Annotated in this window: 23 protein-coding genes; 16 read left to right on the forward strand and 7 right to left on the reverse strand. The window is 68.5% G+C overall.

Annotated features, from left to right (window positions below):
* Nucleotides 1–101: 101 nt before the first annotated feature.
* Nucleotides 102–920 carry an IclR family transcriptional regulator gene (locus tag HWX09_RS14765; protein WP_027781642.1) on the reverse strand — a complete coding sequence of 273 codons (819 nt, stop codon included), beginning with the start codon at nucleotides 918–920 and terminating at the stop codon, nucleotides 102–104.
* Nucleotides 921–1,092: 172 nt separating this feature from the next.
* Between HWX09_RS14765 and HWX09_RS14770 the strand changes: the two genes are divergently transcribed.
* The 4 genes from HWX09_RS14770 to HWX09_RS14785 all read left to right on the forward strand — a co-directional run bounded on the left by HWX09_RS14770 (nucleotide 1,093) and on the right by HWX09_RS14785 (nucleotide 5,872).
* On the forward strand, nucleotides 1,093–2,079 hold the full coding sequence (locus HWX09_RS14770; RefSeq protein ID WP_027781641.1) for a hydroxymethylglutaryl-CoA lyase: 987 nt from the start codon (nucleotides 1,093–1,095) through the stop codon (nucleotides 2,077–2,079).
* Nucleotides 2,076–3,368: a CaiB/BaiF CoA-transferase family protein gene (locus HWX09_RS14775; RefSeq protein WP_027781640.1), complete on the forward strand. Its 1,293-nt coding sequence runs from the start codon at nucleotides 2,076–2,078 to the stop codon at nucleotides 3,366–3,368. The genes HWX09_RS14770 and HWX09_RS14775 overlap by 4 nt, the downstream gene beginning before the upstream one ends.
* Nucleotides 3,369–3,450: 82 nt before the next feature.
* Nucleotides 3,451–4,755: an MFS transporter gene (locus HWX09_RS14780; RefSeq protein ID WP_027781639.1), complete on the forward strand. Its 1,305-nt coding sequence runs from the start codon at nucleotides 3,451–3,453 to the stop codon at nucleotides 4,753–4,755.
* 1 nt (nucleotide 4,756) lies between these two features.
* A complete protein-coding gene (locus tag HWX09_RS14785; RefSeq protein ID WP_027781638.1) occupies nucleotides 4,757–5,872 on the forward strand; it encodes an amidohydrolase family protein in 1,116 nt (371 codons plus the stop codon).
* Nucleotides 5,873–5,887: 15 nt separating this feature from the next.
* Here HWX09_RS14785 and HWX09_RS14790 read toward each other — a convergent pair whose 3' ends face one another.
* From HWX09_RS14790 to HWX09_RS14800, 3 genes are all read right to left on the reverse strand, one after another.
* Entirely contained in the window at nucleotides 5,888–6,364 is a 477-nt protein-coding gene (locus HWX09_RS14790; RefSeq protein WP_027781637.1) for an SRPBCC family protein, read from the reverse strand.
* A 119-nt stretch (nucleotides 6,365–6,483) separates the two neighbouring features.
* Nucleotides 6,484–6,969, reverse strand: coding sequence for an SRPBCC family protein (locus tag HWX09_RS14795; protein WP_027781636.1), 486 nt, complete (start codon nucleotides 6,967–6,969; stop codon nucleotides 6,484–6,486).
* Nucleotides 6,941–7,306, reverse strand: coding sequence for a metalloregulator ArsR/SmtB family transcription factor (locus HWX09_RS14800; protein ID WP_027781635.1), 366 nt, complete (start codon nucleotides 7,304–7,306; stop codon nucleotides 6,941–6,943). Before HWX09_RS14800 ends, HWX09_RS14795 begins: the two co-directional genes overlap by 29 nt.
* A 204-nt stretch (nucleotides 7,307–7,510) precedes the next feature.
* Between HWX09_RS14800 and HWX09_RS14805 the strand changes: the two genes are divergently transcribed.
* Both HWX09_RS14805 and HWX09_RS14810 read left to right on the forward strand, forming a co-directional pair.
* Nucleotides 7,511–8,041, forward strand: coding sequence for a GNAT family N-acetyltransferase (locus HWX09_RS14805; protein WP_027781634.1), 531 nt, complete (start codon nucleotides 7,511–7,513; stop codon nucleotides 8,039–8,041).
* A gap of 25 nt (nucleotides 8,042–8,066) precedes the next feature.
* On the forward strand, nucleotides 8,067–8,645 hold the full coding sequence (locus tag HWX09_RS14810; RefSeq protein WP_027781633.1) for a membrane protein: 579 nt from the start codon (nucleotides 8,067–8,069) through the stop codon (nucleotides 8,643–8,645).
* Between the two features lie 46 nt (nucleotides 8,646–8,691).
* Here the strand turns inward: HWX09_RS14810 and HWX09_RS14815 are convergent, their stop codons facing one another.
* Nucleotides 8,692–9,276, reverse strand: a complete 585-nt coding sequence (locus tag HWX09_RS14815; RefSeq protein ID WP_027781632.1) for a TetR family transcriptional regulator — start codon at nucleotides 9,274–9,276, stop codon at nucleotides 8,692–8,694.
* Between the two features lie 342 nt (nucleotides 9,277–9,618).
* On the opposite strand from HWX09_RS14815, the gene HWX09_RS14820 reads away from it, so the two are divergent.
* Nucleotides 9,619–10,323: an SDR family oxidoreductase gene (locus HWX09_RS14820; protein WP_027781631.1), complete on the forward strand. Its 705-nt coding sequence runs from the start codon at nucleotides 9,619–9,621 to the stop codon at nucleotides 10,321–10,323.
* Between the two features lie 49 nt (nucleotides 10,324–10,372).
* On the opposite strand, the gene fabV is transcribed toward HWX09_RS14820, so the two are convergent.
* On the reverse strand, nucleotides 10,373–11,575 hold the full coding sequence (fabV, locus tag HWX09_RS14825) for an enoyl-ACP reductase FabV (protein ID WP_027781630.1): 1,203 nt from the start codon (nucleotides 11,573–11,575) through the stop codon (nucleotides 10,373–10,375).
* 163 nt (nucleotides 11,576–11,738) lie between these two features.
* Between fabV and HWX09_RS14830 the strand changes: the two genes are divergently transcribed.
* The 6 genes from HWX09_RS14830 (at nucleotide 11,739) to HWX09_RS14855 (ending at nucleotide 17,302) form a co-directional block, all read left to right on the forward strand.
* Nucleotides 11,739–12,272, forward strand: coding sequence for a MarR family transcriptional regulator (locus tag HWX09_RS14830; RefSeq protein WP_006480371.1), 534 nt, complete (start codon nucleotides 11,739–11,741; stop codon nucleotides 12,270–12,272).
* An 87-nt stretch (nucleotides 12,273–12,359) separates the two neighbouring features.
* Nucleotides 12,360–13,679 carry an SDR family oxidoreductase gene (locus HWX09_RS14835; RefSeq protein ID WP_027781629.1) on the forward strand — a complete coding sequence of 440 codons (1,320 nt, stop codon included), beginning with the start codon at nucleotides 12,360–12,362 and terminating at the stop codon, nucleotides 13,677–13,679.
* Nucleotides 13,676–14,146 (forward strand): DUF2269 domain-containing protein, encoded by a 471-nt coding sequence (locus HWX09_RS14840; protein ID WP_027781628.1) that lies wholly within the window; start codon nucleotides 13,676–13,678, stop codon nucleotides 14,144–14,146. Before HWX09_RS14835 ends, HWX09_RS14840 begins: the two co-directional genes overlap by 4 nt.
* 94 nt (nucleotides 14,147–14,240) lie before the next feature.
* A complete protein-coding gene (locus tag HWX09_RS14845) occupies nucleotides 14,241–15,110 on the forward strand; it encodes a DUF393 domain-containing protein (RefSeq protein ID WP_027781627.1) in 870 nt (289 codons plus the stop codon).
* Entirely contained in the window at nucleotides 15,107–16,606 is a 1,500-nt protein-coding gene (locus tag HWX09_RS14850) for a TIGR01777 family oxidoreductase (RefSeq protein WP_027781626.1), read from the forward strand. The genes HWX09_RS14845 and HWX09_RS14850 overlap by 4 nt, the downstream gene beginning before the upstream one ends.
* Before the next feature lie 72 nt (nucleotides 16,607–16,678).
* Nucleotides 16,679–17,302 carry a glutathione S-transferase gene (locus HWX09_RS14855; RefSeq protein WP_027781625.1) on the forward strand — a complete coding sequence of 208 codons (624 nt, stop codon included), beginning with the start codon at nucleotides 16,679–16,681 and terminating at the stop codon, nucleotides 17,300–17,302.
* 74 nt (nucleotides 17,303–17,376) lie between these two features.
* Here HWX09_RS14855 and HWX09_RS14860 read toward each other — a convergent pair whose 3' ends face one another.
* Nucleotides 17,377–18,798: a serine hydrolase gene (locus HWX09_RS14860; RefSeq protein ID WP_027781624.1), complete on the reverse strand. Its 1,422-nt coding sequence runs from the start codon at nucleotides 18,796–18,798 to the stop codon at nucleotides 17,377–17,379.
* A gap of 242 nt (nucleotides 18,799–19,040) precedes the next feature.
* Here HWX09_RS14860 and HWX09_RS14865 point away from each other — a divergent pair, with 242 nt between their 5' ends.
* From HWX09_RS14865 to HWX09_RS14875, 3 genes are all read left to right on the forward strand, one after another.
* Entirely contained in the window at nucleotides 19,041–19,460 is a 420-nt protein-coding gene (locus tag HWX09_RS14865; RefSeq protein ID WP_027781623.1) for an HIT domain-containing protein, read from the forward strand.
* Between the two features lie 254 nt (nucleotides 19,461–19,714).
* Nucleotides 19,715–19,891 (forward strand): hypothetical protein, encoded by a 177-nt coding sequence (locus tag HWX09_RS14870; protein WP_175888582.1) that lies wholly within the window; start codon nucleotides 19,715–19,717, stop codon nucleotides 19,889–19,891.
* A 176-nt stretch (nucleotides 19,892–20,067) separates the two neighbouring features.
* Nucleotides 20,068–20,727 (forward strand): isoprenylcysteine carboxylmethyltransferase family protein, encoded by a 660-nt coding sequence (locus tag HWX09_RS14875; protein WP_027781622.1) that lies wholly within the window; start codon nucleotides 20,068–20,070, stop codon nucleotides 20,725–20,727.
* Nucleotides 20,728–20,750: the final 23 nt, after the last annotated feature.

Below are 20,750 nucleotides of genomic sequence, written 5' to 3' on the forward strand. Positions count from 1 at the left end.
GGTGCGTCGCCTGCGGACGGCGCGCTGCGTGCATCGGCGGCCAGTGTCGCATGCGGCTGCCTTTCGCGCTGCCGTGTCGCCTGCCGGATGCAACCGGCTCCCTACGACTGGGCGGGGTCGTCCGCTGACGACGCGAGCCGCGCGAGGCTGTCGCGCACGGCGGCGGCGTCGTAGCGCGCGCCCGTGCCGCCGAGTGCGACGGTCGCCTTCTGCGCGAGCGGCAGCAGCATCGCGAGCGCCGCCGTCATCGCCGGCGCGGCGGCGAGCCGCGATTTCGGGCCCGACACCGTCAGCGCACCGACGCATTCGCCGGCCGCGCCGAACACGGGCACGGACGCCGATGCCGTCTCCGGATCGCGCTCGCCGTACGACGCGGCCCACAGCTGTTCGCGCACGTCGTTCCAGCGGGCGTCCTGCGTGTCGGTGAAGGCCAGTAGCACCTTCCCCGATGCGCCCTGTGCGACCGGAAACTCCTCGCCGACGCGGATCGATACGCGCACCGCCCGCGCGGGCTCGACGCGATAGAGCACGGAGCGCACGTCGCCCTGGCGCACATAGAACGATGCCGTTTCCCCGAGTTCGCGGCTCAGCGTCTCGAGTAGCGGCTCGACCACCGGGCCGACGCGGAACGAACGCTGGTACAACGCCGCGAGCCGCAACGGCTCGTGCCCGATCGCGTACTGGCCGTCATCGAGCTTGCGCATGAATCCGCCATGCTCGAGCGCGGCGAGCAGGCGCAGGATCGTGCTCTTGTATAGCCCGGTGCGGCGCGACAATTCGGCGAGCGACAGCCGGTCGTCGGTCTGGCCGAACGCCCGGAGGATCGCGAACGCGCGGTCGAGCACCGCGACGCCGCTGGACGCTTCTTCGGTCGCCGGATCGGATGCGTCGCCGGCCTGATTTGCTGGATTCGTCGGCACTACGTGCTTCCTTCGGATAACGGTCGATCGACTATATCGTTCTATCTGGCAGAACTCAAGTTCCAGAAAAACGCAATTTCACGGGTATACCCCGCTTACCGCATCTTCAACGCGCGCCTAAAGTTCTGTCAAACAGAACGATATTCTTTCAGATAGAACGATGAGGCGTCGAATGAAGGGTTCCGAACATCCGAAGGTGCTGGTCAGCGAGGTCGGGCCGCGCGACGGGCTGCAGAGCATCGAGGCCGTGATGCCGACGGCCGGCAAGCTGCGCTGGATCACCGCGCTGGCCGCGGCCGGCCTGCGCGAGATCGAGGTCGGGTCGTTCGTGCCGGCCAGACTGTTGCCGCAGATGGCCGACGTACGTGAAGTCGTGGCGCACGCGCTGGCGATTCCCGGGCTGCACGTCGCCGCGCTCGCGCCGAACCTGCGCGGCGCCGAGGGCGCATTCGACGCGGGCGTGCACAAGCTGACGCTGCCGGTCTCGGTGACGGAAGCGCACTCGCTGGCGAACATTCGCAAGACGCCCGCGCAGATGATCGACGAGGTGCGCGCGATCGTCGCGCTGCGCGACGCACGGTTTCCGTCAGTGCAGATCGAGGCGGGGGTGTCGGTTGCGTTCGGTTGCACGATTGCGGGCGCCGTCAGCGATGACGAGACGATCGCGATGGCGGTGGCGATGGCTGAATGCGGTGTCGACGAGATCGGCCTGTCCGATACCAGCGGTTATGCGAACCCCGTACAGGTGCGCCGGCTGTTCACGCGCCTGCGGCGCGAAGTCGGCGACAAGGCCGGCGGCGCGCATTTCCACAACACGCGCGGCCAGGGGCTCGCGAACGTCGTTGCGGCGCTCGATGCTGGCGTGACGACGATCGACGCCAGCCAGGGCGGCCTTGGCGGCTGCCCGTACGCGCCGGGCGCGACCGGCAACATCGTCACCGAGGATCTCGTGTTCCTGCTCGAAGCGATGGGATACGACACGGGCGTCGACGTCGACGCGCTGCTCGCCGCGCGCGCGATCCTGCATGCGGCGCTGCCGTCCGAGGCGCTATACGGCCACGTGTCCGACGCGGGGTTGCCGAAGGGGTTCCGCTATGCGGATGGCCGCGCTCCGTCCGCCGTGCAACCGGAAGGATGTCTGCCGGGAGCCGCACGATGAACGATCGGCAATCGGCCTCCGCGCTGCCGTATGCGGGCGTGCGCGTGATCGAGATGACGCACATGGTGATGGGCCCGACGTGCGGCATGCTGCTCGCGGACCTCGGCGCGGAAGTGATCAAGATCGAGCCGATCGCGGGCGACGGCACGCGGGCGCTGCGCGGCTCCGGCGCGGGCTTCTTCGGGATGTTCAACCGCAACAAGAAAAGCCTCGCGGTCGACGTGAAGGATCCGCGCGGGCTGGAGATCGTGCTGCGGCTCGTCGCGACGGCGGACGTCTTCAGCGAGAACTTCAAGAGCGGCACGATGGACCGGCTCGGTCTCGGCTATCCGGCGCTGGACGCGCTCAATCCGCGCCTCGTGTACGTGTCGCACAAGGGTTTCCTGCCGGGGCCGTACGAGCATCGCACCGCGCTCGACGAGGTCGTGCAGATGATGGGCGGCCTGGCCTACATGACGGGCCCGGAAGGGCGACCGCTGCGCGCGGGCGCGAGCGTGAACGACATCATGGGCGGCATGTTCGGCGCGATCGGTGCGATGGCCGCGCTCGCGCAGCGCGAGCGCACGGGGCGCGGCCAGCAGGTGCAGAGCGCGCTGTTCGAGAACAACGTGTTCCTCGTCGCGCAGCACATGATGCAGTTCGCGGTGACGGGGCAGGCCGCGTCGCCGATGCCGAGCCGGATTTCCGCGTGGGCCGTCTACGACGTGTTCTCCGTCAAGGACGACGAACAGATTTTTCTTGCGGTCGTGTCGGACACGCAGTGGGTGCTGTTCTGCGACGCGTTCGGCCTGACTGCGCTGAAGGAGGATCCGCGCCTCGCGACCAACAACCTGCGCGTCCAGGCGCGCGAATGGCTGCTGCCCGAACTGCGTTCGCGGCTTGCGCCGTACTCGGCCGCGGAGATCGGCGCGATCTTCGAGTCGACCGGCCTGCCGTACGCACCGATCACGAAGCCGCAGGACCTGTTCGACGATCCGCATCTGCTTGCCACGGGCGGCCTCGAAGCCGTGACGCTGCCGGCCGACGCGAGCAGCGCCGGCCGGCCGGTCGACACGCGCACGGCGCTGTTGCCGCTGACGCTCGCAGGCGAGCGCCTGCGGCTGCGCTCGGCGCCGCCCGCGCTCGGCCAGGACACGTGCGCGCTGCTCGGCGAACTCGGCTACACGCCGGACGATGCGCGTGCGCTGATCGATGCCGGCGTCGTCGCGGGGCGGTACGGCGCGGACGCCGCCGCGCACGGCGACGGGCCGGGCGGCGCGCCTTCGGCGAACGAAGTGGCGAGCGCGTAGCGCGGCCGCGATTCATCGAACGAACAAAGGCGTCCCGGCCGCGCACCGCGCGGGGAGGATCGCCGCATCCACGGAGACAACCATGACATCCGCTTCCCCGGCGCTGGCCGCCGATCGCGAGACCGACGCGGCGATCGAGCAACGCGCCGTGCGCAAGGCCGCGTGGCGCTTCATCCCGCTGCTCGCGCTCGCGTATTTCTTCAACTATCTGGATCGCACGAGCGTCGGATTCGCGGCGCTCACGATGAACCGCGATCTCGGGCTGACCGCGACGCAGTTCGGCTGGGGCGCGGGGATCATGTTTGCCGGCTATTGCGTGTTCGAAGTGCCGAGCAATCTCGCGCTGTACCGCTTCGGTGCGCGCCGCTGGCTCGCCCGCATCATGATCACGTGGGGGCTGATGGCGGCCGCGACCGCGCTCGCGACCGGGCCGACCAGCTTCTACGCGATCCGGCTGCTGCTCGGCATCGGGGAAGCCGGATTCTTTCCCGGTGTGATCTTCTTCCTCGCCGTGTGGTTTCCCGCGAGCTATCGCACGCGCGTGCTGGCGTGGTTCACCGTGTCGACGCCGCTGTCGTCGCTGGTCGGCGGCCCGCTCTCGACCTGGCTGCTGCAGCTCGACGGCGTGCTCGGGCTCGCCGGCTGGAAGTGGATGTTCATCGTCGAAGGGCTGCCTGCGTGCGCGCTCGGTTTCCTCGTACTGAAGCTGTTGTCCGATTCCCCGGAGCATGCGACATGGCTGTCGGACGACGAGCGTGCCGCGCTGCAACGCGCGTTCGAGCGCGATGGCGCCGCCGGCCGCAAGAAGCGCTTCGGCGTGGCGCTGCGCGACGTGCGCGTGTACGTGCTTGCGCTGATTTCGTTCGGCTTCACGATGGGCTCGTACGGAATCGGCATCTGGCTGCCGCAAATGCTGAAGGCGCACGGGATGTCGACGATGCAGACGGGCTGGTTGTCCGCAGTGCCGTACTTCTTCGCGACGGTCGCGCTGCTGGGGTGGGCGAAACGGGTGGACCGTCGCGGCGGCCCGATCGCGAACCTGGCGATCGGATTGTTCATCGGCGCGGTGGCGCTCGGCGTGTCGACGCATTTCCTGACCCTCGGCCCGGCGCTCGTCGGCATCACGCTCGCGCTGATCGGCACGATTGCCGGCCGCACGATCTTCTACACGCTGCCGTCGCGCTTCCTGTCCGGCCAGGCCGCGGCCGGCGGGCTGGCGCTGATCAATTCGATCGGCGCGCTCGGCGGATTCGCGGGCCCCTATCTCGTCGGCTACCTGAAGGACGGTTTCGGCACGTTCACGGCCGGGATGCTCGGCCTCGCGATCGTCCTGGCGGTCACGACACTGCTCACGCTGTCGCTGTACGCGTTCGACCGGAGCGAATGACATGACCTTTTCGATCAAACGGCGCCGGTTGATCGGTGCGACCGCCGCATCGCTCGCGCTGCCCGCGTTCGCCGACACGCCGGCCCATGACGGAGCTTCCCGGATGACGCAAAGCAACTACCTCGCGGTCCGCCCCGACTGGCTCGCGTCGGCGCTCGAACCCGCGCTCGAGCCCGACCTGCCGATCGTCGACGCGCATCATCACTTCTATGAGCGGCCGGGCTGGATCTACATGCTCGACGACTATCTGCAGGATGCGCGCTCGGGCCACAACATCCAGGCGTCCGTCTACATGCAGGCGCAGACGCGCTATCGCGATTCAGGCCCGGTGGAACTGAAGCCGGTGGGCGAAACGGCCTATGTCGCCGGCGTGACCGAGCCGCTGCAGAACGGCCCCGTGGCCGTCGCGAAAGGCATCGTCGGTCACGCGGACCTGCGGCTCGGCGCGCGCGTGCGCGACGTGCTGGAAGCGCATCTCGAAGCCGGCCGCGGGCGGTTTCGCGGCATTCGGCACCTGACGACGTGGGATGCCGATCCGACGCTCGCCAATCCGCTGTCGGCGGTGCCGCGCGGGCTGCTGCTCGATCCCGCGTACCGGGCCGGCGTCGCGCAACTTGCGCCGCTCGGGCTGTCGTACGACGCGTGGCTGTTCTTTCCGCAGTTGCCCGAATTGTTCGATCTCGCGAAAGCGAACCCCGACACGCGGATCATCGTCAACCACTGCGGTGGCGTCGTGCGGATTGCCAGCTATGCGGACAAGCGGGCAGAGGTATTCGCGCGCTGGTCGGCGTCGATGCGCACGCTCGCGCAATTGCCGAACGTATACGTGAAGGTCGGCGGCCTCGGGATGCGCATCAACGGGTTCGATTTCGAGAAAGGCGCGAAGCCGCCGTCTTCGGCGCAGCTTGCCGACGCATGGAAGCCGTGGATGATGACCTGCATCGACGCATTCGGCCCCGGGCGCTGCATGTTCGAGAGCAATTTCCCGGTCGACAAGGGGTCGTATGCGTTCGTGAACGGCTGGAACGCGTTCAAGCGACTGACCGCGCAGGCCGGCGCGGGCGAGCGCGACGCGCTGTTCCGCGGCACGGTTACGCGGGTGTACCGGCTCGGTTGACGCGCTTGCGCGGCGTCATCCGGCTTCCACCAGCGCCGCGAGCCGCGCCAGCGCCATCCGCCAGCCGGTCTCGTTGTCGGCGACCGGCACGCCGGGCGGGACGCCGTCATGCACGGCGTCCACGCGCGTGCCGCCCGCTTCGTCGGACAGCGTGATCGTGATCGTCATCGCGCCGCGCAGCATCGGGTCGTCGGTTTCGAATACATCGATCTCGACGATCTGCTGGTCCGGCACCAGCGTGACGAAGCGGCCGTGATAGGTGTCGGTGTGCGCGGTGGTCTTGCCGGTGCCGGCCGACGGCGCGTCGTAGCTCAGCGATACGCGCAGCGCGCCGCCTTCGCGTGCATCGTAAGCATGCACGCGGCAGGTCATGCCGTCGGGCACCTTCCACTGTTCGACGGCGTGCGGGTCGAGCAGCGCGCGATAGACGCGCCCGCGCGGAGCGTTCAGGTGCCGGCTGACCCGGGTCGAATGCGTGTGCGTATGCAACATGTTGCCTCCCGCGAAGCGCGCGCGACGGTGCACGCCGGTGCTCGGCGTGTCGTCGTGCTTCCTTCAGGAATCCTAGGCGCGGGCGCGGCGGCATGCAATGACCGCACGCGAAGCGGCGTTCAGCGCAGGGTGGCGGCGAAGGCGTCGAGCTGCGTGATGCAGGTGTTCCAGCCCTCGAAAAAACCGAGCGCTTCGTGGCGCTCGCGCGTCGCGGCGTCGGGATGCATCACGCGCGCCTCGTAGCGGCTGCCCGCGTCGTCGTCGGCCATCGTGACGATCGCCGTGAAGCCCAGCCACGGCGCCTGCGGCCGCCAGCCGCCCGCGAGCATCGACGTGAACGCGATGCGCGATTCCGGCACGATTTCGAGGAAGCAGCCGGGGTTGTCGCTCGTGCCGCCGTCGGGGCCGCGCATGAACGTATGGAAAGCGCCGCCCGGCCGCAGGTCGAACGCGCGTACCTCGGTGGTCCACGGCTTCGGGCACCACCATTCCTTCAGCAGTTCGGGGTCGGTCCATGCGCGCCACAGCGCATGGCGCGGCGCGCGCAACGTACGCGTGATGACGAGATCGTTGGCTTCAGCGGGTTCGACGCGGCTTGCTGACATCTTGCTCCTCCTGGTGACGGCGTTCGACGAATTCGACGAGACGATCGGATCGCGCTTCCCACTGCGCGCGCTGCGCGGCGAGCCATGCCTCGGCCTCGGTCAGCCGGCTGCCGACCAGCGCGCAGGTGCGCGAGCGGCCGGTTTTCCGGGTCGCCACGAGGCCGCTGCGCTCGAGCACGGCGACATGCTTCATGAACGACGGCAGCGCCATGTCGAACGGCGCGGCCAGCGCGGAGACGGTCCGCTCGCCCTGGCCGAGCGCGCTGACGATCGCGCAGCGCGTCGGATCGGCGAGGGCATGGAACACGTCGCTGATGCCGGGCTGAATGTTATCCATTTGGCTAAGTGTAGACGATGTCGAAACCGATGCAACGAAAATTTCCGTCGCGTACGATGATGGGGCGGTAACACGCGCCGATCGGGCGTCGCGTTGCCGCACGCCTGCCGCCGTCGCGCGAGCCTAGATACCCGGCCGGCGTTCGTTCCGATTCCGGCCCGTGCCGAACCCGTGCATGCGGCCCATCCGACTCCCGGAGATGGCATGACCGAACCTGTTACCGTGCGCCGCGTCGGCGCGAGCGAAGCGATGGCCTGTGTCGATGCGCTGGCCGACGTGCTGATCGATTGCGTCGAAGGCGGCGCATCCGTCAGCTTCATGTTGCCGATCGAGCGGCCGACCGCCGTCGCATTCTGGACGCGCGTGGCCGAGGGCGTGGCGAACGGCGAGCGCATCCTGCTCGTCGCCGAGGATACGTCCGGCCGGATCGTCGGCACCGTGCAGGTCGTGACCGTGCAGCCCGAGAACCAGCCGCATCGCGCGGACGTCGCGAAGATGCTCGTGTCGCGGCACGCGCGCCGGCAGGGCGTCGCCGCGCGGCTGATGGCGGCGGCCGACGCGGCCGCGCGCGACGCCGGCAAGACCGTGCTCGTGCTCGACACGGTGACGGGCGGCGACGCCGAGCGGCTGTACGAGCGGGCCGGCTGGCAACGCGTCGGCGTCGTGCCGAACTATGCGCTGATGCCCGACGGCGCGCTCTGCGCGACGACGTATTTCCACAAACAACTCGCGTGACGGAATCCGTCGAACCGCCGCCTCGATGAAACGCTCCCATGTCGCTTTCGCCCTCACGGGCCTGCTCGTCGCGCTGCCGATTGCCGCGTACGCGCTCGTCAAGCCGCTGCGCGTCGTCGCGCCCGCGCTGGTTCCCGGCGTGTCGTGCCCGAGCGCCGACATCTGCACGGACGATGTCGCGAAGCTCGGCGACGCGCAGCAACTCTATCGCGACGGCTACGCACGCGCGGCGGCTGCCGTCGGCGCGTTTCGCGCGGCACCGCGCGTCGTGTTCTGCGCGACGCGCACGTGCGCCGATGCGTTCGGCCTCGGCACGCGCGCGGCGCTGACGCTCGGCGATTTCGGCGTGGTGATCGCACCGCACGGCTGGCAGACCTACTTTCTCGCGCACGAGCTGATCCATCACCGCCAGGCCGAAGTGCTCGGCAACCTCGCCGTCCTGACCAAGCCGCGCTGGCTGATCGAAGGAATGGCGTATGCGCTCAGCGACGATCCGCGCCATCCGCTCGCGCAGCCGTTCGAATCGTGGCGCACGCAGTTTGCCGCGTGGAATGCGGCGCGCGGCACGCAGCCGCTGTGGGATGCCGCGCGGGCAATCGAATAGCGCGCGAGGACGGCGCCGCCGCGTCGAAGGGCGCGCCGTTACACCGTTACGCCGACGCCACCGGATCGCCGCGTCGGCCGATCAGCGCGTCCCGCCCCGCGTCCAGAATCTCGTCGGCCAGCGCGGGATCGCTGCCTGCGATCGCGCGAGACAGCACGAGCGCACCGACCATCTGGCTGAAGACCGCAAGCGCGTCGCGGCGCGTCTGCTCCGGCGTGGCGCCGTCGGTCGCCACCATCCGTTCCAGTCGATCGAGATACGCGGCGAGCCCGTGCGCGTAGCATGCGCGCGCCGTATCGGTCAGCCGGGGCGCGTCGCCCGCGAAGCCGGATAGCGGACACCCGGCCTCGACGTCGTCGCGATGCGCGGGCGACAGATAGGCCGCCAGCTGCGCGTCGAGACTGCCGGCGTTCGGCGAATCCGCGCGGTCGGCCATCGCCTTTTCCATGACTTCGGCGACCAGCGCGTCTTTCGACTTGAAGTGGTTGTAGAAGCCGCCCTGCGTGAAGCCGGCTTCCTTCATCAGTTCCGTCAAGCCCACCGCATCGACGCCGCGCACGCGGAACAGCCGCTCCGCAGCCGCGACGATCGTGCTGCGATTCTCGGCAGCCTGCTGTCTGGATACGCCCATCGATCCCTCCCTCATTCCGGCAATTGCGCCGATTGAAAAACACAATGGCGATCACCATTGACGTGCCGGCATCCCGCTGGCACCATGCATCTCCAAGACGATGGTGATCGACATTGAGATTCAAGTGTAGCCGACTTCGCGGACGAAGCGAAGCAACCGGCGCCGCACGGATCGACGTGGATCAGGTCTTCGGTGCGCGGCGGCGCGGGCGGCGGGACTGCCTGCCGTCCGGCACCGGCGGTGCAACGGTTCAGCCCGCGTCGGCAGCGCGGTTTTTTCATTGGATCTCGACGCGTACGGCGAACCGGCGCGCACGGGATGGAATCTCGGAAAGGAACGATCATGAAGATCGAAGGTGCAGTCGTTTTCATCACGGGCGCGAACCGCGGGCTTGGCCTCGAGTTCGCGAGGCAGGCGCTCGAACGTGGCGCGCGGAAGGTCTATGCGGCGGCGCGCGATCCGGCCAGCGTGACGCTGCCGGGCGTCGTGCCCGTGAAGCTCGACGTGACGGATCCGGCGTCGGTCGCCGCGGCGGCCGACGCGGCGCGCGACGTCACGCTGCTGATCAACAACGCCGGCATCGCGCGGCTCGGTAGCCTGACCGACGACGGCGCGGTCGACGCATTACGCGCTCATCTGGAGACGAACATGTTCGGGATGCTGGCGATGTCGCGGGCATTTGCGGGTACCCTCGCGGCTCACGGCGGCGGCGCGATCCTGAACATCCTGTCGGTCGCGAGCTGGATGAACCCGCCGATCCTGTCGGGCTATGGTGTCTCGAAATCGGCCGCCTGGGCGCTGACCAACGGGCTGCGCCATTCGCTGCGCGAGCAGCGTACGCAGGTCGTCGGGCTGCATGCCGGCTTCATCGATACCGATCTGACGGCCGGTCTCGACGTGCCGAAAGCCACGCCGGCCGACGTCGTGCGCCAGGCGTACGACGCCATCGAAGCGGGGGCGGAGGAAGTGTCGACCGACGAATTCACGCGGCAGGTGAAAGCCACGCTGTCGTCGGGCGGCTATCTGGAAGAACCGGCGCTGCATTGACGCCGCCGGCAATGCGAACCCGCCGCGAGTGCGGCGGCGGGCCGCGCCGTCAGACCGTGGTGTCGATGATGCCCGGGATCTTCACGTCCGGGTTCACGTCCGCGTCGTAGTCGACGCCGGCGATCTCGAAGCCGAACAGACGCAGGAACTCGGTCTTGTAGCCGGCGAAGTCGGTCATCTCGTACAGGTTCTCGTTCGTCACCTTGTCCCACATCGCGACGACCTTGCCCTGTACTTGCGGATCGAGTTCCTTGTAGTCCGCGCGCAGGCGGCCTTCGTCGTCGACGTGCGGCGTCGCGCCGTACAGGCTGTCCTTCAGGAGCCCGTACACCTGCTCGATGCAGCCTTCGTGCGTGCCGGTTTCCTTCATCACCTTGAACAGCAGCGACAGGTACAGCGGCATCATCGGGATCGCCGAGCTGGCCTGCGTGACGACGGCCTTCAGCACCGACACGCGGGCGTCGCCGCCGTGCGCGGCGAGCTTGTCGCGGATCGACAGCACCTTCTTGTCGAGATCCTTCTTCGCTTCGCCGATCGAGCCGTTCCAGTAGATATCGTGCGTGATCTGCTCGCCGAGGTACGTGAACGCGGTGGTCTTCGCGCCGTCGGCCAGCACGCCGGCTTCGGCCAGCGCGTCGATCCACATCTGCCAGTCCTCGCCGCCCATCACCGCGACGGTGCCGTCGATCTCTTCCTGCGTCGCCGGTTCGAGCGACACTTCGCGGATCACTTCCTTGTCGGTGTCGAGGCCGCGGAACGTGACGGCCTTGCCGACCGGCTTGAGCGTCGAGCTGATGGTTTCGCCCGTCTTCGGGTGCGTGCGGCGCGGCGCCGCGAGGCTGTAGACCACCAGGTCGACCTTGCCGAGATCCTGCTTGATGGTGTCGATCGTGACCTGCTTGACCTTGTCGGAGAATGCGTCGCCGTTGATGCTGCGCGCATAAAGGCCTTTTTCCGCGGCGAATTTCTCGAACGCGGCGCTGTTGTACCAGCCGGCCGTGCCCGGCTTCGTTTCGCTGCCGGCGCGCTCGAAGAACACGCCGAGCGTGTCCGCGCCCGAGCCGAATGCGGCCGAGATCCGGGCGGCGAGGCCGTAGCCGGTCGACGCGCCGATCACGAGCACCTTTTTCGGGCCATTGGCGATCGGGCCGTGCGAAGTCACGTAGTCGATCTGTTCCTTGACGTTGGCTTCGCAGCCGACGGGATGAGTCGTCACGCAGATGAAGCCACGCACGCGCGGTTTGATGATCATGGAAACCTCTGTCTATCAGAAAGGCGGGGACGGCCTGAAATCGGAAAAATCCCGCGCATTGTAAAGGAAGCGGCCGATCGCGGGCGGGCGCGGCCGGAAGGTGCCGGTTCGCCCGGTTATTTCTCTCTTGACAGAAATAACTGAAATGAATAAATTCTCCGACATGGAACTCACACCGATTGCCGAACGATTCATTCTCCACTGGGGCGAAATGGGCTCGCGGTGGGGCGTCAACCGCACCGTCTCGCAGATTCACGCGCTGCTTTACCTGGCCGGCCGGCCGGTGGCGGCGGACGAAATCGCCGAGACGCTCAACGTCGCGCGCTCCAACGTCAGCACGAGCCTGAAGGAACTGCAGGCGTGGCGGCTCGCGAAGGTGGTGCACGTGCTGGGCGATCGCCGCGACCACTTCGAGACGTCCACCGACATCTGGGAATTGTTCAAGCTGATCGTCGAAGGGCGGCGGCAGCGCGAGATCGAGCCGACGCTCACGGTGCTGCGCGATTGCCTGACGAACCCGGAGATCGCGAACGAGAGCCGCGAGACCGAACAGCGCATCCGCGACACGCTGCAGTTCGTCGAGACGCTCACGACGTGGTCGGACGAGATGCTGCGGCTCAAGCCCGATACGCTGATGAAGGCGCTCGGCATCGGTGCGAAGATCAGTCAGACGGTCAGGCGCAAGCCGTCGAAGTAAGCGGCGATGGACGTGCGGGCAACAGCCCGCTTTTTTCGGGATTGTTATTTCTGTCTGTACAGAAATAACTGTAAGTATAGGATGAAAATGAACGCAGCCTTGCCGTCGACCTGCCCGTCCGAGCGCACCGGCGCACGCGGCATGACCGTGCTCGTGTGCGGCGCGAACGGCTTCATCGGGCGGGCGCTGTGCGCGCAACTCGAAGCCGGCGGGCATCGCGTGCTGCGCGGCGTGCGACACGCGGCCGGCCCGCACGACGTCGCGATCGACTTCGCGCGGGACGTCGATCCGCACGCATGGCTGGCGCGGCTGAAGGGCGTCGACGTGGTGATCAACGCGGTCGGCATGCTGGCCGATCGGCGCGGCGCGACGCTCGACGTCGTGCATGGCGCCGCGCCGTGCGCGCTCTTTACCGCGTGCTGTCGTGCCGGCGTGCGGCGCGTGATCCAGATCTCGGCGCTCGGGGTCGAGCGCGGCGATACGCGGTACTTCGCGAGCAAGCTTGCGGCCGACCGTTTCCTGCAGACGCTGCCGATCGATTTCCGCATCGTGCGCCCCGCGCTCGTCTACGGGGCGGCCGGCGCGTCCGCGCGGTTTTTCCGGATGCTCGCGTCACTCCCCATGCAGGTATTGCCGGCGGGCGGCCGTCAGCGGCTGCGCCCGGTGCATGTCGACGATCTCGCCGAAGTCGTTGCGCGGCTCGTCGTGCAAGCGGGCGATGCGCCGGCGGCGGGCAGCCGGGTGATCGACGTGGTCGGCCGCGACGAAGTCGAATACCGCGAGATGCTGGCCGGCTACCGCGCCGCGCTCGGGTTTTCGCCGGCGGCCCGCGTGACGCTGCCGGGCTCGCTGGTCGGCGCGGCGGCCACGCTGCTCGGCGCGTTGCCGGGGGCGATGCTGACGCGCGACACGTGGACGATGCTGCGCGGCGGGAACACCGGCGATCCGGCGGCCACCGCCGCCGTGCTGGGCCGGCCGCCGCGCGGTATCGGCAGCTTCATCGGCGCGGACGCCGCCGCGCTGCGCGGCGATGCGCTCGCGATGTGGCGGCGTCCGTTGTTGCAGGGCGCGCTCGCGATCGTATGGATCTGGACGGCGATCGCCAGCGCATTCATCCATCCGCTGCACGCGAGCCTCGCGCTGCTGGCGCCCGCACACCTGACGGGCCTGCCCGCACTGATTGCGCTTTACGCGGCCAGCGCGCTGGATTTCGCGTTCGGCATCGCGACCATCGCCGCGCCGTCGCGGCGCCTGTGGGCTGCGCAAGCGGCGCTGATCGTCGCGTATTCGGCGGTCATCGCGGTCACGATGCCGGGCCTGCTGGCCGAACCGTTCGGCCCCGTGCTCAAGAACGTGCCGATTCTCGCCATCCTGTTGATCCTGTTTTCAGAAGAAGAACGCACATGAATACCTATCTCGTCATCAAGGCGCTTCACATCCTGTCTTCGGTGCTGCTGGTCGGCACGGGGTTCGGCACTGCGTTCTACCTGTTCTTCGCGAACCGCACGCGCTCGGTGCCCGCGATCGCGGCCGTGTCGCGGCTCGTGGTGCGCGCCGACTGGTGGTTCACGACGCCGGCCGTGATCTTCCAGCCGGCGTCCGGCCTGTGGCTCGCGCATACGGCCGGCTGGCCGTGGCATACACCGTGGCTGCTCGCGTCGATCGTGCTGTACGCCGTCGCCGGTGCGTGCTGGCTGCCGGTCGTATGGCTGCAGCTCGAACTGGCATCGATGGCGACGCTCGCGCACGCGAACGGCGACGCCTCGTTGCCGGAGCGCTACTGGCGCTATGCAAAGCGCTGGGAACTACTCGGCTATCCGGCGTTCTTCGCGATGCTGACCGTCTACTTCCTGATGGTGGTCAAGCCGATGTAAGCCCGTCGCCGTGGCGTGGAAGCGGCGGCGTACGCGCGAAGGCAGTCGATCGATCGGTTCATGATGCTCGCGATAACAAGAAGGAGTGCAAAGCATGGAATCAAGTGAATTGGTTCTCTACTTCGACGGGCGATGTCCGTTATGCGTTGCGGAAATCCGGCGTCTCGGCGCCCGCGACGCACGACACCGGCTGGCGTTCGTCGATATCGCCAAGCCGGGGTTCGATCCGGCGCCGCTGGGCGTCGACTTGCCCGCGCTGAATCGCGAACTGCATGCGCGTCTGCCCGACGGACGCATGCTGACCGGCATCGACAGCATTCTCGCTGCCTATACGCTGCTCGGGCGCGACAGGATCGTCTGGCTGCTTCGCGTGCCGGCGATGCGTGCCGTGTTCGCGCCGCTGTATCGCCGCCTGGCACGCAATCGGCATGCCGTATCGCACTGGCTCGGGTATCGAGCGGAAACCTGCTGCGAAGGGGGCGCATGCGGCATCGGTGGGGATGCCGAAAGCGCGGCAGCGAACCGCCCGGCGCACGACACGTCGCGGCGCATCGTCGTGCGCTGGATGTATGCAGCGGCGATCGTGCACCTGCTCGTCGGCGCGGCCATTCCGTGGATCGCAGGCGCATCCTCGCTCGACACGTATCACCGCGACATCGAGTGGCATTTCTGGACGGGAACCGCACCCGTAGCCGCGCGCGCCCAGCAGGTCTGGTGGCTGTCGCTGATCGCCGCGACGGTGCAGTGCGCGTCGGTCTGGATGCTCGCGCTCGTCCATCTAGGCAACCGGTTGCGGAAACGGGAAGTGTGGGGCTGGCTGCTGGCCGGTCTGTCGATCTGGGCGCCGCAGGACATGTTGTTGTCGTGGCAGGCGCAGGTGTGGGGCCACGTGGCGGTCGACGTCGCTGCACTCGTCGCGATGGTGCCGCCGCTGGTCTGGTTGTGGAGGAGGGATACCGCATGAACACGTTGCCTGCTTTCGACTGGGCACTCGATCTGCTGATCGTGCAGGGCGCGATGGGCGCATTCGATACGCTTTACCACCACGAACTGACGCAGGACCTGCCGCACCGCCCGCGTGCGCGGCTCGAACTCGCGATTCATGCGGTGCGATCCGTTTTGTACGGTCTCGTGTTCGCATCGATCGCGAACGTCGCGTTTCACGGCGCATGGGTCGCCGTCCTCGCGACGGTCGTGCTCGTCGAGGTGGGGCTGACGTTGTGGGATTTCGTCGTCGAGGACCAAAGCCGCAAGCTGCCGGCGACCGAGCGCGTGCTGCATACGCTGCTGGCCGTCAACGGCGGCGCGTTGTTCGGGATGCTCGCGATGCAACTGTCCGTGTGGATGCACGAGCCGACTGCGCTGCGCGCGATCGACCTCGGCTGGCGCGGCTGGCTGCTCGGCCTGTTCGCCGTCGGCGTGACGGTGTCGGGCCTGCGCGACGGGATCGCCGCGTGCCGCATCGCGCAACGTGCGCCGGCCGCCAACCCGTTTGCGGGGCAGCGGCCGGGCAACGTGCTCGTCGCCGGCGGGACCGGCTTCATCGGCGAAACGCTCGTGAACCAGTTGCTCGATGTGGGACATACGGTCACGTTGCTGGCGCGCGATCCGCTGCGCGCGGGCTACCTGTTTCAAGGCCGCGTGCGCAGCGTGACGTCCGCCGGCCAGTTGCAGCCGCACGAGCGCTTCGACACGGTCGTCAATCTTGCCGGGGCGCCCGTGCTGGGCGCGCGCTGGAGCAAGCGCAGGCAGGCGCTGCTGCTCGCCAGCCGCGTCGGCGTCACGCAGGCGCTGATGCGTTGGGTCGAGACCGCCGAGGTCAAGCCTCGCACGTGGATCCAGGCGTCCGCGATCGGCTACTACGGCGCGCGGCCGGGCGACGAACGGCTCGACGAGGGCAGCAGCGCAGGCGCGGGCTTCATGTCGGCACTGTGCCGGCAGTGGGAGGCGGCCGCACAGCCGCTCGAACGCCACGGCGTGCGCGCGGTGGTGCTGCGGCTGGGCATCGTGTTCGGCCCCGGCGGGGCGTTGCGCCCGATGCTGCTGCCGCATTACTTCGGGCTGGGCGGTCGATTGGGCGATGGCGCGCAGGTGATGAGCTGGATTCACCGCGACGACGTGCTGCGCGTCGTCGCACGCGCGATGTCGCATGCAGGCATGCGCGGCGTCTACAACGCGGTCGCACCGGTGCCGCTGACCCAGCGCGCGTTCGTGCAGGTCGTGACGAAGGTGCTGCGCCGCCCCGCGTGGCTGCACGTGCCGGCCGCGCCGCTGCGCGCCGCGATGGGCGAGATGGCCGAACTGCTGCTGGACGGGCAGCGCGTGATGCCGGCACGGCTGCATCAGGACGGATTCATGTTCCGCTTCCCGACGGCCGAGCACGCGCTGCGCGACCTGACGAATCGGCCGCACACCGATTTCGCGCCCGCGGCCTGCCGTTTCCCGCGCGGTCGTGTATAAATTCAGCGTGAACGCATTCGGAGCGTGCCGCGCGCCCCGAACGCTCCGCACCCGACCCCACAAGGAGACTGCATGCTGCACGTCCTCGGCAAGATTCCGTCCATCAACGTCCGCAAGGTGCTGTGGCTGTGCACCGAACTGAACCTGCCGTTCGAGCAGGAAGACTGGGGCGCGGGCTTTCGCACGACCCACGAACCGGCCTATCTCGCGCTGAATCCGAACGCGCTCGTGCCCGTCATCAAGGACGACGATTTCGTGCTCTGGGAATCGAACACGATCATCCGCTACCTCGCGAACCGCTACGGCGGCGATGCGCTGTATCCGGCCGAGCCGCAGGCGCGTGCGCGGGTCGACCAGTGGATCGACTGGCAGGGCTCGGACCTGAACCGCTCGTGGGTCGGCGCATTCCTCGGTCTCGTGCGCAAATCGCCCGATCACCAGGATCCGGACGGCATCGCACAGTCGATCGCGGGCTGGACGAAGCACATGCAGGTGCTGAATGCGCAGCTCGAAAAGACCGGTGCGTATGTGGCGGGCAACACGTTCACGCTCGCGGACATTCCGGTCGGCCTGTCGGTGAACCGCTGGTTCGGCACGCCGTTCGAGCATCCGGACCTGCCGGCGGTATCGCGCTATATCGAACGTCTCGCGACGCGCGAGGGTTTCAAGCAGTACGCGGGCAGCGCGAATCCGTAATGCAGCGCGGATAGCGCGTGAAGCGGCGGCGTCGCTGCCGCCGCTTCACGCGCCCGGCGGGTAATCGCCCGTCGTCACGCACCGGGCGCAGGCACCGCGTCGAGCACGCGCGCGAGAAAGGCCTCGTGATTCCACGCGGCTTCCGGCCGCGACAGCCCGAGCCGCACGACCACCAATTGACGGCTCGGCACCACGCTCACGAACTGGCCTTCATGGCCGACCGCGTGAAACGCGTCGGCCGGCATCGCCCGCGCGTGCGGATCGCGATCGTTGAACGGCTCCGGCACCTTGACCCACAGCTGCGCGCCGAATTCCTGCCGCGACGACTGCGGCGTCGCGCGCGTCAGATAGCGCACCCAGCCTTCCGGCAGCAGTCGCTGCCCGTTCCACACGCCGTCCTGAAGCAGAAGCTGCCCGAAGCGCGCCCAGTCGCGTGCGCTCGCATACATGTACGACGCGCTGACGAGCGTGCCGGACGCGTCGGGCTCGAACACCGCGCTGCGCATCCCGAGCGGCGCGAACAGCGCACGGCGCGGAAACGCGAGGTAGTCGTCGTCGCTGCCGCCCAGTGCTTCGCGCATCACGCGCGCGACGATCGCGCTCGTGCCGCTCGAGTAGGACCACTGCGCACCGGGCGTCGCGGCCAGCGGCTTCGCCGACGCGAACCGCGCGGTATCGGGCTGCGTGAACAGCATCACCGCGACGTCGGACAGCGGGTCGTCGTAGTCCTCGTTGAATTGCAGGCCGCTCGTCATCCGCAGCAACTCGTCGAGCGTGATGGCCGCGCGAGGATCGCCGCTGCCGCGCCATTCGGGCAGTAGCGCCGACGCGTCCGGCGACAGCTTGTGCCGCGCGACGAGCGTGCCGACCAGCGCCGCCGTGACGGTCTTCGTCATCGACCAGCCGGGCAGCGGCGTGTCGGCCGTGAAGCCGGGCGCATAGCGTTCGGCGATCACCTGGCCGCGCCACATCACGACCACCGCGCGCGTGCGCCGAGGCCGCGCCGGATCGGGTTCGTCGAACGCGCGGTCGAGCGCGGTCTGCAGCTTGTGGGCGTCGATGCCGGCGGGCGGCGTGGCCGGTGCGGCCGATGAGGGTGGCGCGGGCGGCAGGTCGGGGAGGGCCGGCAATGCGGCGGGCAAGGTCGCTGCCGCCGCACCAGTCGGGGATCCGAGCGCGAGCGTGCAGCCGAGTCCCGGCCGGAAGTCGGCTTCGCGTTCGGCGAAGCCGGCGAAGGTCGCCACCGCGCGATGATGGTCGGGGTCGATCGACGGGCGCACCAGTTTCAGAAGCGGATGGACGCCGGCCATGATGTCGACGTCGATCACGGACGCGGCCGGGCGGCCCGACACGAACACGCCGGAACACAGCGCCTTGGCCGCATAACCGGTCGCGATCGGCGCGAGCCGGGACAGCATGTAGCCCGTGTAGCCGATCGCGCCAACGAGCGCGAGCGCGACACCGCGCAGAATCAGCTTCTTGAGGGGAATCGTCATGCGCGAGCGTCCTCGGTAGCGTGCCGGCCGGCAACGATCCGGCAGTGTCGCAGGTTCGGGCGATGCGTTGCAATCGCGACCGCGTGACGCGCGATGGCGGCCGCATGCGTTCGCGCTGCCGCGCGCTCGACGGTTCGGCACGCGTCGCGCGTTGGGCGAGTTGATATCGGGCGGGCCATCGGCCGATAATCGTCCGGGATTGCTTTGCCAGTCCCACTGTCCAACCGAGATCGGAAAACGCCATGTCCTACGACAACAACAACCCGTTCGCCAAAATCCTGCGCGGCGAACTGCCGTGCGTGAAGGTCGCCGAAGACGACGCGACGCTCGCGATCATGGATCTGATGCCGCAGGCCGACGGTCACGTGCTCGTGATTCCGAAGGAGCCGGCCGCGCAGATTTTCGAATTGTCCGGCGAGGCGGCCGCGGCCGGCATCCGCATGACGCAGCGCGTCGCGGCGGCGGTGCGCGCGGCGCTCGAGCCGGACGGCGTGTTCATCGGTCAGTTCAACGGCGCGGCCGCTGGCCAGACGGTCCCGCACGTGCATTTCCACGTGATTCCGCGCTGGGAAGGCGCGGAGTTGCGGATGCATGCGCGCGACATCGCCGACGCGGCGACGCTCGAAGCGCTCGCGCGGCGCATTCGCGCCCGCTTCGTGTAACAGCCCCTGACGCACTGGGCGCGGCGGCCGTCCACCGGCCAGCCGTCGCGCCGCCAAAGCCTGTTTCGGCGGTCACACCAGGTAACACGTGTAACCGCCCGGGAAACTCGGCGGGCCAGGCCCGGCGCTAGACTCCGCGCATTGTTTCATCGAGCGACAGGAAGGGCGGATCGCCTCTTCGTGCCGGCCGCTGCCCGTCGCGGCGGCACGGCCTTCGCGCGGTGCCATTCGTCTTTCGCGCCGGGAACCGAGCCATGTCCAGACTTCTCATCACGCTTGCCCTGATCGGCGGCCTGTCCGGCTGCTACGTCGCGCCGCCGTACGGCTACGCGCCCGCGCCGGCCTACTACGGCTATGGCTACGGTTATGCGCCCGCGTACTACGCGCCGCCCGTCAGCATCGGAATCGGCGGCCACTTCCGCATCCGCTGATCCGGCACCCGATGCCCGCCTCGGCCGCCCCGGCTGTACCGGCTGTCCCGGCCGGGCGGCTACCGTTAGCCAGACGATGCGCGTGAACGCGCGCGCCGCATGACGGCGGCGCACGGCACCCGGTGTGCGCAGTTCCTATACTTCACAGGAAAGCGCATCCCCGCGAGGCCGTCATCATGACAATTACCCCCAAGGTCGTCGTCCTGTCGGGCGTCGCCACGCTCGTCTATCTCGGGCTCGCCGTGCTCGGCAGCGGCGGATTCGCTGCCTTCTTCTCGCATCCACCGTTCATCGTCATCGCCGTCGCGACGTTCGCGATGGCCGCCGCCGTGCTGTTCACCGAAGGCAACCTGAGCAGCGGCGAGCGCGAGAACCGTGACAACCGCTGGGTGCTCGCGGCGTTCGCGGTGAGCGGCTTCCTGCTCGCGTACCTGCCCGCGCTGACCGACCGCCTCGACGTCTGGACCTTCGGCGGCGACACCGTGCGCTGGATCGGCGTCGTGCTGTACCTCGCGGGCGGCGTGCTGCGGATCTGGCCCGTGTTCGTGCTCGGCAAGCGCTTCAGCGGGCTTGTCGCGATCCAGCCGGGCCATACGCTCGTGACGGGCGGCATCTACAGCCGCATCCGCAATCCGAGCTATCTCGGCCTGCTCGTCAATTCGCTCGGCTGGGCGTTGGTGTTCCGCTCGGGCGTCGGCGTGCTGCTGGTCGTGCTGACGCTGGTGCCGCTCGTCGCGCGGATCCGCTCGGAGGAGGCATTGCTGCGTTCGCAATTCGGTGCCGAATACGACGCGTATTGCGCGCGGACGTGGCGATTGCTGCCCGGCGTGTACTGACCCCGTCGTCTTTTGGACGCCCG

The sequence above is a fragment of the Burkholderia sp. BCC1208 genome (genome assembly GCF_902833095.1).
Classification (GTDB): domain Bacteria; phylum Pseudomonadota; class Gammaproteobacteria; order Burkholderiales; family Burkholderiaceae; genus Burkholderia.

Bases quoted from the DNA above. Each gene is read 5' to 3' on its own strand.
- HWX09_RS14785 (WP_027781638.1), top strand. From the start codon at position 4,757: ATGACCTTTTCGATCAAACGGCGCCGGTTGATCGGTGCGACCGCCGCA.
- HWX09_RS14770 (WP_027781641.1), top strand. From the start codon at position 1,093: ATGAAGGGTTCCGAACATCCGAAGGTGCTGGTCAGCGAGGTCGGGCCG.
- fabV (WP_027781630.1), bottom strand. From the start codon at position 11,575: ATGATCATCAAACCGCGCGTGCGTGGCTTCATCTGCGTGACGACTCAT.
- HWX09_RS14855 (WP_027781625.1), top strand. From the start codon at position 16,679: ATGCTGCACGTCCTCGGCAAGATTCCGTCCATCAACGTCCGCAAGGTG.
- HWX09_RS14790 (WP_027781637.1), bottom strand. From the start codon at position 6,364: ATGTTGCATACGCACACGCATTCGACCCGGGTCAGCCGGCACCTGAAC.
- HWX09_RS14820 (WP_027781631.1), top strand. From the start codon at position 9,619: ATGAAGATCGAAGGTGCAGTCGTTTTCATCACGGGCGCGAACCGCGGG.
- HWX09_RS14835 (WP_027781629.1), top strand. From the start codon at position 12,360: ATGAACGCAGCCTTGCCGTCGACCTGCCCGTCCGAGCGCACCGGCGCA.
- HWX09_RS14795 (WP_027781636.1), bottom strand. From the start codon at position 6,969: ATGTCAGCAAGCCGCGTCGAACCCGCTGAAGCCAACGATCTCGTCATC.
- HWX09_RS14860 (WP_027781624.1), bottom strand. From the start codon at position 18,798: ATGACGATTCCCCTCAAGAAGCTGATTCTGCGCGGTGTCGCGCTCGCG.
- HWX09_RS14815 (WP_027781632.1), bottom strand. From the start codon at position 9,276: ATGGGCGTATCCAGACAGCAGGCTGCCGAGAATCGCAGCACGATCGTC.
- HWX09_RS14840 (WP_027781628.1), top strand. From the start codon at position 13,676: ATGAATACCTATCTCGTCATCAAGGCGCTTCACATCCTGTCTTCGGTG.
- HWX09_RS14775 (WP_027781640.1), top strand. From the start codon at position 2,076: ATGAACGATCGGCAATCGGCCTCCGCGCTGCCGTATGCGGGCGTGCGC.
- HWX09_RS14865 (WP_027781623.1), top strand. From the start codon at position 19,041: ATGTCCTACGACAACAACAACCCGTTCGCCAAAATCCTGCGCGGCGAA.
- HWX09_RS14810 (WP_027781633.1), top strand. From the start codon at position 8,067: ATGAAACGCTCCCATGTCGCTTTCGCCCTCACGGGCCTGCTCGTCGCG.
- HWX09_RS14830 (WP_006480371.1), top strand. From the start codon at position 11,739: ATGGAACTCACACCGATTGCCGAACGATTCATTCTCCACTGGGGCGAA.
- HWX09_RS14800 (WP_027781635.1), bottom strand. From the start codon at position 7,306: ATGGATAACATTCAGCCCGGCATCAGCGACGTGTTCCATGCCCTCGCC.
- HWX09_RS14850 (WP_027781626.1), top strand. From the start codon at position 15,107: ATGAACACGTTGCCTGCTTTCGACTGGGCACTCGATCTGCTGATCGTG.
- HWX09_RS14780 (WP_027781639.1), top strand. From the start codon at position 3,451: ATGACATCCGCTTCCCCGGCGCTGGCCGCCGATCGCGAGACCGACGCG.
- HWX09_RS14875 (WP_027781622.1), top strand. From the start codon at position 20,068: ATGACAATTACCCCCAAGGTCGTCGTCCTGTCGGGCGTCGCCACGCTC.
- HWX09_RS14870 (WP_175888582.1), top strand. From the start codon at position 19,715: ATGTCCAGACTTCTCATCACGCTTGCCCTGATCGGCGGCCTGTCCGGC.
- HWX09_RS14845 (WP_027781627.1), top strand. From the start codon at position 14,241: ATGGAATCAAGTGAATTGGTTCTCTACTTCGACGGGCGATGTCCGTTA.
- HWX09_RS14805 (WP_027781634.1), top strand. From the start codon at position 7,511: ATGACCGAACCTGTTACCGTGCGCCGCGTCGGCGCGAGCGAAGCGATG.